Origin of the sequence: Actinomadura graeca (genome assembly GCF_019175365.1) — a bacterium.
Lineage (GTDB): Bacteria > Actinomycetota > Actinomycetes > Streptosporangiales > Streptosporangiaceae > Spirillospora > Spirillospora graeca.
In genome coordinates this window covers 6,488,742-6,501,377 of record NZ_CP059572.1, presented here as the reverse complement: position 1 = coordinate 6,501,377, position 12,636 = coordinate 6,488,742, and the positions used below count along the sequence as shown (strand labels likewise).

5 protein-coding genes are annotated in these 12,636 nt (G+C 69.1%); 2 read left to right on the top strand and 3 right to left on the bottom strand.

The window, feature by feature from the left end; all coding sequences use genetic code 11:
• Positions 1-6: 6 nt before the first annotated feature.
• Together AGRA3207_RS28785 and AGRA3207_RS28780 are read right to left on the bottom strand one after the other, a co-directional pair.
• Entirely contained in the window at positions 7-426 is a 420-nt protein-coding gene (locus tag AGRA3207_RS28785) for an Imm1 family immunity protein (protein WP_231330179.1), read from the bottom strand.
• A 159-nt stretch (positions 427-585) separates the two neighbouring features.
• Entirely contained in the window at positions 586-7,431 is a 6,846-nt protein-coding gene (locus AGRA3207_RS28780; RefSeq protein ID WP_231330178.1) for a DddA-like double-stranded DNA deaminase toxin, read from the bottom strand.
• Positions 7,432-7,881: 450 nt separating this feature from the next.
• Between AGRA3207_RS28780 and AGRA3207_RS28775 the strand changes: the two genes are divergently transcribed.
• Entirely contained in the window at positions 7,882-9,483 is a 1,602-nt protein-coding gene (locus AGRA3207_RS28775) for a hypothetical protein (RefSeq protein WP_231330177.1), read from the top strand.
• 47 nt (positions 9,484-9,530) lie between these two features.
• Here the strand turns inward: AGRA3207_RS28775 and AGRA3207_RS28770 are convergent, their stop codons facing one another.
• Positions 9,531-11,333 carry a glycoside hydrolase family 9 protein gene (locus tag AGRA3207_RS28770; protein ID WP_231330176.1) on the bottom strand — a complete coding sequence of 601 codons (1,803 nt, stop codon included), beginning with the start codon at positions 11,331-11,333 and terminating at the stop codon, positions 9,531-9,533.
• Positions 11,334-11,450: 117 nt separating this feature from the next.
• On the opposite strand from AGRA3207_RS28770, the gene AGRA3207_RS28765 reads away from it, so the two are divergent.
• Positions 11,451-12,626 (top strand): ROK family transcriptional regulator, encoded by a 1,176-nt coding sequence (locus AGRA3207_RS28765; RefSeq protein WP_231330174.1) that lies wholly within the window; start codon positions 11,451-11,453, stop codon positions 12,624-12,626.
• The last annotated feature ends 10 nt before the right edge of the window (positions 12,627-12,636 follow it).

Sequence of the window (12,636 nt, the reverse complement as noted above, 5' to 3'; positions counted from 1 at the left end):
ATCCACTCAGGCGAACGGATCGACTTCATCGACGAGCTCATCCTCGGGTTCATCGAGACGCTTTCCATTGGCGCGACCGGGGACCCAGTCGATATTTTCCGGCCGGTCCCCCGTCCCCAGACGGCAGAACTCCTCCACGGCCGCCCGAACCCGTGGAATTGGAAGGGCGCAGCGCGGATCAAAGAACAGCGGATAGCCGGGGTCCGAGACGACGCGCGGATCGAAGTCAGGCGGTTCAGGATTATCGGAAACCCAAACACCGTCAGAGACGCCCTCCCTCCGGGGACTGTCGTCAGTGATCCCCCAGACAAGGCCACCGTAACCGGTCGAACCGTTCAGAGCGACGCGGAGGAAATTGTCCGATACCGCATTCTTATCGCTATGCTCCTCCTCTGCAAAGCAGAACCACGCCACATCACCCGCCACATACCAATCACCAACGCGACGTTCCGGCCTAAGGGCGTCCATGACATCAGAGACAAGGCGGTACCTATCTTTCCGACTCTCGGCGTGACGCCAGACCCGACCGGACATGACACTGAGAATCAGGATCGATCACCTCTCCAAAATCGTTCACTTCGCACGTTAACGGGCCGCTCTGCCCGTCAAGCGGACGGAAGACATCCCGCCCGACCCATCGGGAAACCATACTGTCATGGACGAGCCATTGGGAAGTATCGCCTCTACTGCATTACTACACGAGAACACTCCGGTGCACGGACCGTCGGCATTATTGATCACGACGTCGGCGGACTGGATACCGCGCTGGCGCATGAACCATGCGATCTTCGTCTCCACGTGGGTGATCGATGGATGAGGTCCGGTCAACGGATTCGCGATTTCAGAAGACCCCATGAGAAAGTCATCGATGTCTCCCGATATGGCGCTTCCACCACTCCTGACCGGCTGGCCGATCGCCGTGACGCCATCGTCGGTTATATTGACGACCTGCCCCCTGGTCGGGGCATCCCTTCCGCGCGTCCCAAGGCCCCGGGCAACGCTTTCGAGCGTTGTGCAGTTGTGTACCAGAACCGGCGTCTCCCCGGCCGACACATAGTACGTACTGAGGTTCGAGACGGTGAGGTTGTGGACTCGTTGGTCGGGGCTCGTACGGGCCTTGACGGCGGTGACCTGGACGTAGGTGCCAGCGCTGGTGCGCAGCCACATCCCCGGTTCGAGGTCACGGGCCCGGACCCAGGCGCCGGTGTCACCGGCCACCCAGAACGGATGCTCGTCGGTGGCGATCACCGTGCCCTGTGATCCCGCATTCGGGAGGGCGGCGGGGGCGGCCGCCGTTCGCCGTTCGCCGGTCTTGGGGAGCCAGTGCGCAAAGCGGCCGTCGACAGTGATCTGTACGAGGTTCTTCTTGCCCTTGCTCGTGATGGTGTCCTGGACGGTCTGGACCTCGGCCCTGCCGGTCGTGGAGTCGGCCGCGAGAACCTTGTCGCCCTTCTTGACCTCGTTGATGGGCCTTCTGGTCCCGTCCGCCATCACGACGGCGGTTCCGGGCACGAAACTGCTGCGGCGGCAGAGCTTGAGGATCTTGGACAGCCATCTGATGCCGCGAGGGAGCTTGGCGGCGGGGAGGCCCGGAAGAGGAACCCCGACGACGTAGCCGACGGTGCGGCCGGCTCTGTAGGACGGGCTGTCACGGTCGACCGGCACGCGGGGGATCCGGAATCTGGGGGCCTTGTGCTGCTTGGGCGGGTCTCCTGCGCTCGGCCTTTCCGGGCCGGCGGGGTTCATTCCCATCCCTATGAAGGCCGCGGTGCTCTTCTTGAGGTCGTGGGCGGAGTTCCTGGCGTAGTTCGCGGCCGCGTAGAGGTCGTCGAGCGCGGCCTGCATGGCTCCTTCCACCAGGCCCACGATCTGCGTCGGGAGGTTGGTGACGCGCTCCTTCGGCGTCGGGGTCTTGTGGCCGCAGGTGATGGGGTTGCGGACGCAGGGCGGGAGTGGGAAGAGGCCGTCGGGGTCGCTGGAAGTGACCGGGTTGTTGCCGCCGTAGGCATAGGCGTTCAGCAATTGCGGGTCGCCCGTGTCGACGACGGGGTCGGCGGAGATGAAGCGGCCGTTGTTGGGGTCGTACTCCCGGGCGCCCAGGTGGGTGAGGCCGGTCGGGTCCTTGGTGCCGCCCAGGAAGCCCTTCTGGTCGGGCCAGGTCTCTTCCTCGATGGTGCCGCGGGCTTGTCCGAATGGGGTGAACCGGCGAGTGATGGACTTCTGGTCGGTGGCATTGACCGCGACTTGGGAGGTCCCCTGGTGGTCCCCGGTCAGGTACCGCACTCCGGAGGCGTCGCGCATGGCGACGGTCTGGCCGTTGTGGTCGTAGTAGCGGGTGCCGACCGCGGTCGCCGAGCCGTTGGTCGCGCGGAGTTCGGTGCCGGGCAGGTAGAGGGTGGCGCCGGTGAGGTCCTTGCGGATCAGGCGGTTCCCGTCGGCGTCGTAGACGAACCGGACGGTGGCGTCCCCCTGGGTGATCTTGTCGAGGTCGCCTTCGCTGTTCCACTCCAGGGACTGGGTGGTGGTTCCCACGGTGCGGGTCGTGGGGTTTCCCGCGGCGTCGTAAGCGTAGGTCTCGTCGTTGGTCTCGGGCCCGGTGATGGGGTTGGCTCCGGTCTGGTCGACCTTGCCGAGCATGTGGCCCTTGACGCTGCCGCCGACGTCGGGGTCGCCCTGGTAGCGGTAGTCGCGGGTGGAGATCTGGGTGCCGGCCTGGTTGTAGAACTCCTCCTTGGCGCGGCTGCCGTCGGTCTTGTAGGTGTAGTGCATCCGGTACGGGGCGGGGCCCGCGGACGTCGAGGGCGACTGGGGGCAGTCCGGCGTCGCGACGGCCCAGGCGTCGGTCATGCGGCGCAGGTGGTCGTACTTGAAGCACTGGGTGTCGGTTCCGGCGTTGGAGACGTCGGAGATGCCCAGGATGTTGCCCTCGTCGTCATAGGTGTAGGCGGCGTTGCGGTCGTAGCCCGCGACGTTCTCGCGGCTGGTGCTCGACCCGGCGAGGCGCTGGGTGCCGTACTGGTAGGTGAGGGTGTTCCAGGTCCGTTTCCCACCTGTCCCGAGCTCGATCAGCTTGGGCTTGCCCGTGGGCGTGTAGTCGGTGTGCCCGACGTAGGTGGCCTGGGCGCTGGTCAGGCGCGTCGGACGCTGATAGTCGTCGTAGGCGTGGGCGAGTGTCTCCTGAGGGAGCCCGCCCGCCGCCGGGAGGACGTCCTCGCGGACGGTGCCGTCGAGGTTGTAGGTCTGGGCGTGGGTGTAGGTACCGGCCAGCGGCCCCTCGGACACGGGGATGGTCATCGCGGTGGATTCCGGACGGCCCAGGACGTCGTAGGAGGGCACGGCGCTGACGTAGTCGCCGTTGTCGCCGTGCCGGGTGGCGGTCGCCGGCTTGCCCTTGCCGCGGACGGCGGTGTCGTAGGTCCACGACGCGAGCAGCCTCCCGGCCGCCGAGCCCTCGCGCGTCTGCGTCCTGCGCCCGAGCGCGTCGTAGGCGTGGAAGATCGTCTTGTTGCGGGCGTCGGTGGTGGACTCGATCTGGTCGAGGACGTCGTAGGTGAGGGTGCTGGTGCCCGTGTCGGGGTCGGTGCTCCTCGTCCGGCGGCCCCGGAGGTCGAAGGTGTTGGCCCAGGTCTTGCCGGACGGGTCCTTCACCGTGGTCAGGCGCCCGGCCGGGTCGTAGCCGTAGGTCGTCGCGTCGTAGGCGCCGGACGGGGCGTCACCCCGGTACTGGCGGCGTTCGGTGACCTGGCCGCGGGCGTCGGTGATCTGGGCGGTGGGGGTGCCGCCCTGCGGCGGGTCAACCGTGATCCAGTTCCCGCCGTAGCCGATGGTGGTGCGCCATTTCTCCTGGGTGGTGCCGTTGCCCGTGAGGAGGCGTTCCACCGTCTGGCGGCCGAGGCCGTCGTAGGAGAAGTGGCTCTGGGTCTCGACGTTGCCGGGTGCGTCGACGCCGAACAACGCGGTCTCGGGGGCGCCCGCCGCGGAGTAGGGCGCGTACGTCTTGGCGACCTGGCCGCGGTCGTCGTAGAAGGTGTCGGTGATCAGGCGGCCCCCGGGGCCGGGCGCCTGGACCTGGCGCGGACGCAGATGCCCGTCGTACAGGGTGATGGCGACGCGCTGGGGGCCGGTGTCGGCGAGGGTCTTGGTGGTGACGGCGGCGATCTGGCCGTCGGCGATCCGGTACGCGTGCTCAAGGTTGGGGATGTCGCCGGCCGTCTTGGAGCGGTTGGGGAGCCAGACCTTCTGGAGCCGGCCGAGCGCGTCGTACGCCAGATCGGTGCGCAATGGCCTGCCCGCGCCGTCGGTGTTGTTGTTGTCGGTCTTCGCGATCGGCGATCCCCAGGCCGGGTCGAGGTCCTCAGTGGCCGACAGCCCCGCGGCGCCCGGGGACGGGGGCGGCGACATGACGGTGGTCCTGCTGGTCAGCCCGTTGGTGTTGGTGTATCGGGTGGTGGTGGTCTGGTCGGCGGCGTTGGTAACCGTGAGGGTGCGCCCGAAGGTGTCGAAGCTGGTCTTGGCGACCGTGCTGTAGGTGGCCCGGCTCCCGTCGTGCTCGGCGATCCTCTCGGTCTGCGTGACATTGCCCTTTGTGGGCGCGTCACCGAAGCCTCCGCCGTCGTAGAAGGCCCGCGCATCGGCGATGACGTGCTTGGACCGATCGGGTTCGGTGGCACAGGCGACCGACACGGTTTCGGCCCGGGACTGGTAGGAGACCATCCATCTGGCGACGTTGTCGGCGTAGCCGGTGCGGGTGCACCTGTCGTCGGCGGGGAGGGCGACGTCTCCGAGGTCGTCGACCTGCTTCACCCGGCCGACCTTGGTGAAGTCGGTCTCGAACTCGCTGACGATCTTGGTCTCGCGCCAGGCGCCGCCGTCCATCGCGGTCCAGGTGCGTGAGTTCCCCACCTTGACGGCGTTGGCGGTGACGGTCCCCCAGGAGCGGGTACGGGTCGCGGTCTGGTGGCGCCAAGCGGTGTTGACGGTCTTGTCGTGCACCGCGCCGCCGGGGGCGGTGTAGTTGACGGTCTTGAGGGTGAAGCCCTCCAGTCCCTCGGCGTCGGTGTGGGTGCCGCCTTCGCCGTCGGGGACGGTGACGGTCTTGGTCCCGCCGTCCGGGCCGGCGCGGTCGCCGTGCATGCCGCGCAGGTAGTAGGCGTCGGCCTGGGTGGACGGGCCATCCGGGCTTCCGGTCCTGATGCGGATCTGCCCGTAACCGCGCCATTGGGACCAGGTCTTGAACTTCTCGCGTGTCAGCCCGTCATCGTCGTCGTAGTGCCATGCCGCGCCGCCGATGTAGTCGTAGAGGGTGGCCATGTCGGGCGCGTGGCCGGTGCGGTCCTTCTCGGCCACGGACGTGACGACGTATTTGTTGAACCAGTCGGTATAGGGCGTCGTCTGGCCGGGCGGGTGCCAGATCGAGGGGAAGCAGCGTTTGGTGTTGCTCTGTGGTGTCGGGGGTGCGGTGCGAAAGCATTCCTGGCCGGTGTAGCCGATGTCGATCTGGCCGCCGGACTCGTCGAAGATCTTGCTGACGCGGTAGCGGGTGTAGGGCGGGACGCCGTCACCCGCCTGGTCGACGCGGTTGGCCTTGGCGACGTGGTTGAAGGTGACCTTGGGCAGTGCGAGGTCGTCGGCGGTGGTGGCGCCGGCGAGGCCGGTGTGCTGGATGCCGGCGGCGAGCAGGTCACGTTCGTCGGTGTCGGCGCCCCATCTGTGGTCCAGGGTCCAGGAGTCGACGTTGCGGTAGGGCCAGCCGGCGCCCTTGTTGATCTGGGTGGTGACCTTGGTCAGGCGCTTGCGGGACCAAAAGGTGGGCGAGGTGGAGCCGTGCCCGTCCTTGCACGGGGTCTTGGCCTCGCAGTTCATGTCCCAGGGGACATCGGCCCACTGGCCGGGATTGGTGGAGATCTTGGCCGGGGCGCAGTCGAACGCGGTGGTGGGGATGCAGCGCTCGGAGACCTCGAAGTTCACCCGGGCCGCCGGGGCGCCGACCATGTTGTTGCCGCGCAGGCCGTACTCGGCGCTGGTGAGGTGGCCGCCGCGGGTGTAGGGGGTGGCGTCGGCGGGGTTGAGGTTGCGGCCGTAGTGGTTGGTCTCGGGCTGGTAGTGGTAGGCGATGGCGTTGTCGTTGGAATCGAGGACCATGTCCAGGTTCCAGCGCCATGCCTGCTGGCACCAGGAGTCGGCGAATCCGGACGCCTTGTGGCACGGTTCGCCGTCGTCGTCGCCGAACACCGGGACCGTCCAGGCCGAGTTGGTGGCCGCGCCGCCCGAATCGCTGCCGGGCAGGTGGTTGCGGCCGAAGAAGTACTGGGTGCCGTCGGTGGTGGTGACCTTCCAGTACTCGCCGTCGTCGTCGCCGTTTCCGGTCTTGGTGTCGGTGAGCCGCTCGAATCTGGTGCCGTCGTCGTCTTTGAGGCGCCAGGTGCCGTCGGCGGCCTTGATCAGCTCACCGCCCTTGCCGTTCCAGGTGACGACCGCGTTCTCATATCCCCAGCACAGGTCCCCCGGTGGCTTTCCGCCCGGCCCGTTGGGGACGCCGTCGTCCTCACACGCCTTGTAACGGCGCTCGATGAATCCGGGCGAGAACTCGAACCCCTCCCCCGCCCACGACGGTTGGTTGTTGGTGTTGCCCGTACGGCCATCGACACTCTGCGCCGAATATCCGAGTTCCACCGCTGGGACGAGATCCCCGGGAACGGGCGGCACGCGCATCGGGTAGGTCCAGGTGAAGTCGCCGGTGTTGCCGGTGACCGCCCACGTTGCCGACGCTTCCAGCTTGGTGGCCTTGAAGTCGCCCTGGGAGCCCTCGGGTGCCGCGACGGCGGCGAGGACGGTGGGGGTCGCCACGTCCGCTGTCAATGTCCTGGTCTCGCCGTTGTTGGTGGTGGCGACCGGTGTCGAGGTCTGGCATTCGGGTTCGGCCGGAGTGGTCAGCGCGCACACGGGGAGCCGGACCAACCGGAGCCTGCTGCCGTAGGAGCCGCCGAACGCCTGGGCGAAGGCGGAGTAGTCGACCCGGACACCCACCCGCTCAGCCGCCGCCTTCCCGTCGGGGGTGAGGGTGAACACCAGCCCGTCGACACCCGCGCGCCGGGCCGCCGCGCGGTCCAGCACGGCGACCTTCGCCCGCCCGCCCGTCACTGTGACGTCGGTGCTGCCGGGCTTCGGCCAGGACGCATTGGGCCGCGCAACCGACCGGGTCGCCGGATCGGGCGTGCGCGGACGGACCTTCAGATCCTTGCCACCGACGGTGCGCTCGTGGTCGGCGACCTTCGGACGTTCGGAATGCGGCGGGTCGGCATGCGCCGCCGGAGCCGTCGCCAATCCGGCCGCCATGACGACGCTCACACCGGCAGATACATGTCGCAGTGACCGCCGCATACCCAGGAACAGCCGCCTGCGGGACGGATTGGACGCAGAACTGAACAGCACGCCGCTTCTCCTCGGGGGTATTGGGAGCGCCGGGATGAACACGCGGACCGCGCGCCTCCCGCACACCTCACGAGGTTGTCAACTCACTGAAACCATCGGTTGTCAAGGTGGATCGATCAAGCCCTCAAAGCGGACTTCAGGACACCCGAACACGCGTTCGTCCTGGCCACGGAGAAGTTCGGGGCCATGTGTGGACGCCGTGACAACCGGTCGCGCCCTACGAACGTCCGCGCGCCCGAGAAAGCAAGATTCACTTAACTTTCAACCGAAGTCATGAAGAAGGTCAGGATGACTTGTCCGTCCGTCCGAAAGATGTGACCCTCGGTCGTGCCAGAGCCGTATGATCACGGGAGAGAATCCATGGCACGAGCAAATCCCTCCCCGCCACCGCCCCTCTTCCGAAACCTTTCTCCATGGCGGCGCGCTTTCGCCTCGCTGGGGCTTTCCGCCGTGTCCGCCCTCGTCCTCACCGCCCCGCCCTCCGCCGCCACCGCCGACACCGCACCGGGGCCCGGCGAGCCGGTCACCATCACGGCCGACGACCTGCCCACCTGGCAGACCGACGGCGTGGTGTGGACCATCGCGATGCTCGGCGACACCGTTTACGTCGGCGGGAACTTCGACCACATCCGTCCGCCCGGCACCAATCCCGGCGACCCTCAGGAGCAGCCTCGAAGGAATCTGGCGGCGTTCAACGCGGCCACCGGCCTGCCGCTGGCGTGGGCTCCGACCGTCGAGGGAACGCCCTTCACCGACACCACGCACCAGTTCGACTGCGACGACCTCGGCAACAACCGGTGGAACTGCGACGCCGTCTGGGAGCTCAGGCCGAGTCCCGACGGGACCCGGCTCTATGCCGGCGGCGACTTCACGAAGGTCGATGGGCAGCGCCGCGGGAAGATCGCCGCGTTCGACCTGCCGTCCGGCGGTCTCAACGGCTTCGCCCACGAGTTCAACAGCCGGGTCAAGGCCCTCGCCGTCACCGCCACCACCGTGTACGCCGGGGGATTCTTCATCAAGGTCGACGACATCCGGCGCGAGCGCCTGGCCGCGTTCGCCGTGTCCGGCGGCGCGCTGACCGGGTGGGCGCCGACCGCCGACCGCGGCGTCCACGCCATGATCATCTCACCGGACGGCGGCCGGGTGGTCATCGGTGGGGACTTCGACCACCTCAACGGCAACCTGCCCCACGGCCTCGGCGCCGTCCGCGCCGACACCGGCGCGAGCGTCCCCTGGGCGACCGGCGTCGACCGCGTCTCCGACAGCCGCCGCTCCTGGGTCACCGACCTGGTGAAGGATAACGAGGCGATCTACGCCTCCGCCAACGGGCAGAGCACCTTCGACGGACGCCTGGCCGTCAACCCCGGCGACGGGACCCTCCGCTGGATCGACAATTGCCTTGGCGCCACCCAGGCCATCACGGTCATGGACGGCCTGCTCTACAGCGGTTCCCACGCCCACGATTGCAGCAGCCAGCCCGATGGCTTTCCCGAACTCGTCCCGGGCATTCCCTACCAGCGCCTTCTCGCCGAACCCACGCATCCCGATCCCGCCCGCTTCGACACCCCGCCACTGCTGCACTGGTTCCCCAACACCAATGGCGGTCCCACCGCCTACAACCAGGGTCCCCGCGCCCTGGACAACAACGGGAAGTACCTGTGGGCGGGCGGTGACTTCACCAATGTCAACGGTGAGAAGCAGCAAGGGCTCGCGCGGTTCGCGAGCCTGAGCGTCGCCAAGGACGTCAACCCGCCGGAACCCGTCCGCAAGCCCGCCGTCGCCAAACCCGACGGCACCACCGGGCAGCTTCGCGTCACGTGGGTCCAGACGTGGGACCGCGACAACAAGAAGCTCAAGTACGAGGTGATCCGCGACGGCACCACCGTCGTCCACACCGTCGAAGCCGAGTCGAGGTTCTGGGATCTGAAGAGCCTCACCTACACCGATACGGGACTCGTGGCGGGCAGTTCGCACACGTATTCGGTCCGCGCCATCGACCCGTTCGACAACCGGGTCCGTTCGCCCTCAAGCGATCCCGTCCAGGCCGGATAGAGGCCCGCAGGGCCCGGGCGGGCCCGTGGTCCGCCCGGGGCCTTTGGTCAGCCGGTGGCGACGGCGTTCATGTACCAGGTGGTGTGGGGCAGCCATTGCTCGCCCCAGCGCCAGTCGTCGTCCTTGCCGGTCTGGTCGTATCCGTGGTCCCACAGAATGCCGCTGCCGTCGTCGTTCTTTCCGGTGATGCCGTTGACGATGCCTCCGGCGGTCTGGAGGAACTGCCACGACCCGAGCCAGAAGTACTGCGGGTTGTTGCGCCCGGATCCGTCGAGCATGCAGACGTCGTAGGGGTTGGCGCCGAGGATCCAGTTGAGCTGGTCGGCGGCGTAGGAGCGCAGTTCCGCCGCGAACGGGGGGTCGTCGGAGAACTGCCGGGCGGCGAGGCGGGCGGCGGTGGCCAGTGAGGCGATGCGCGCGTTCTCGCCCTGCCACCACTGGTCCTTGGTCCGCGGGGTCACGTTGTGCGGGAAGAAGAACCGGCCGGCCCGGTTGCCGTCCTTGTCCTGGACGAGCTGGCGGGCGTACCCGAAGGGGTTGCGGACCTCCCTGGTGACCGCCAGCTCGAACCGCAGGGACCGGCGGACGGCGTCGAGCGCACGGTCCCTGGCCCGGCCGTCGGCGATGGCGGCGTAGGCGAGCAGGGCGACGACCGGGAGTCCGGCGTCGGACGGGTGGAAGTACGGGCGGTCCTTGTCGTCGGCCCGCCAGTAGTCGCGGTAGCGGCTCCACGACACGAGGCGGGACGCCAGGTTCGCCGCGCGTTCGTCCGCGGACGCCCTGTAGGAGCCGTCCTTGGTGGCGCGATACAGCTCGATCGCGGCGAGCAGCGCGTTGTAGTCGTCCTGGATGTTCTCCTTGCCGTCATTGGTGAGGCGGACGTTGTTGGCCTGGAGATAGGCGAAGGCGTCCTTGGCCGCCGACAGATAGTCCGCGTTCTCGTAGTCGCCGGAGACGTCGTGCGTGCTCGCGATGGCCAGCGCGGCGATGGCCACGCCGCCGCCCTCCCGGTAGTTGACCTGGGCGGTGCCGAGGGTGCGCTTGAGCGGGTCCTTCGGCGGGCCGGGCTGGCTTATGGAACTGTAGAACGACTGCCCGGGAACGTGGACGCGGCGGATGTAGTCGGCTCCATAGAGCGCCTCGTCCTGCAACCAGGTGCGCAACTGGGTGAAGTTGTCGTCCTTGCGCGCGGTCAGTTCCCGATGGGAGACGAACAGCGACCAGGCGGTGAGCGGAATCTGCAGCGTGTTGAAGTAGGAGAGGTTCGACAATTGCGTGAAATGTTTGCCGAAATCGCCGGTCGCGTCGTACCATCCGCCGTGGGCGTCGACACTCTTGCCGGTGGTGCCGAGCGGCACATGGCGGTCGAACTTGTCGTACTGGCCGGAGCACCGCCAGCCCTTGAAGTGGCGGACGACATGCGCGAGCGTATAGCGCTCCAGCACGGTGGCCGCGATCCGGAACTGCGCGGAACGGGCCGGGCCGACGGCGACGTAGTAGTCGCCGGGGCGCTCCACCTGCGAGAAGTCGGCGGTCCAATAGTTGCGGCCGTCCCAGTCCGCGACCGTGCCCGCGTCCTCGGGCCGCCCGCTGTGGACGGTCTGGCCGCTGCCGGCGTCCACGATCTCGAACCGTTCGGGGGCCGTGCGCGCCGTGATCACCGCGCGTTTGGGGGCGCCGGGGTCGTACCCGACGTTGTTGACGAAGATCTGCGTCGTCGCGTCGTGGTCCGGCGCCGCCGCGGCCTCGGCCGGTGCGCCGGCGGGTGCCACCGCGGAGGCGGCCGTGTACCCGGCCCCGACGGCGGCCGCGCCGATCAGAAAGCGACGGCGACCGTGTCCTGTGCTCATGCTCCACCACCCTGTGTCGTTGGAGCCCCCGTCGCCTCCCCCCTGCCGGCGTAATTCTGTTAAGAACAGTGCAATATTCTGTGATCTTGCGGTGAGGGTCAAGAGGGGGACGACCGGATGATCGGGGGAGGCGGGCGGCCCGCGCTGCTCCGCCGCATCAACGAGACGACCGTGCTGGCCCGGCTGCACCAGGCCGGGCCGCTCCGGCTGGGCGACCTGAGCGACCGGACCGGGCTGTCGCGCCAGACGGTCGCGCAGGTCGTGGCCTCCCTCGCCGGGGACGGCCTGGTCGAGTACGTCGAGGCGGGCCGGGAGGCCCCGCGCTCGCCGGGGCGCCCTGCCCGGCTCGTGCGGCTGCGCCCGGACGCCGCCCACGTCGTCGGCATCGACATCGGCCCGCACCGGACGCTGGTCGTGGTCGCCGACCTGACCGGCCGGATCGTGGCCGAGGACCGCGGCGACAGCAGCCGCCTGCGCGGCCCGGACGAGATGCTCGCCCACGTCCGCGCACGGGTCCGCGCGGCGCTGTCGCGCGGCGGGGTGGCCCGGGAGACGGTCCGCGCGGTCGTCGCCGGGACTCCCGGCATCGTCGAGGCCGAGCACGGCGTCGTCGTCAAGGCACCCGACATGCCGGGGTGGACGTCGATCGACCTGGCCGACCGGCTCCGTCCCGGTTTCGAGTGCCCGGTGATGGTCGAGAACGACGTCAACCTCGCCGTGCTCGCCGAGCGCTGGCGGGGGCACGGCCGCGACGCCGGGATCGTGGTCGCGGTGCAGTGGGGCGGGCGCGTCGGCGCGGGCATCCTCGTGGGCGACCGGCTGCTGCGCGGCGCGCACGGCGCCGCCGGTGAGATGGGGTTCCTCCCCGGCGGCGGGGGGCCGCCGGTCGGCGCGGCGCCCTTCGGCCCGTTCGAGCGGAGGGTGGGCACCGCCGCCATCGCCGAGCTCGCCGGGGACGACGCCTCGCCGGAGGACCCGGGGGCCGCGACCCTGACGGCCGCCGCCGCAGGGGATCCGGCGGCGCTGGAGGTCGTCGACACGATCGCGGCGCGGTTCGCCGAGGGGCTGGCGCCGCTGGTCCTCATCCTGGACCCCGACCTGGTGGTCATCGGCGGCGGTGTCGTCCGCGCCGGGCCCGCGCTTCTGGACGCCCTCGGACGTCACCTGCGGGACCGGACGCTCGTCCGCCCGGCGCTGGCCCTGTCCGCCCTCGGCGACCGGGCCGTGGCCCTGGGCGCCGCCCGCCTGGCCTTGGACGACGTCGAACGCCGGCTCTTCACCGTCCGGTCGTGACGGCCCCGGG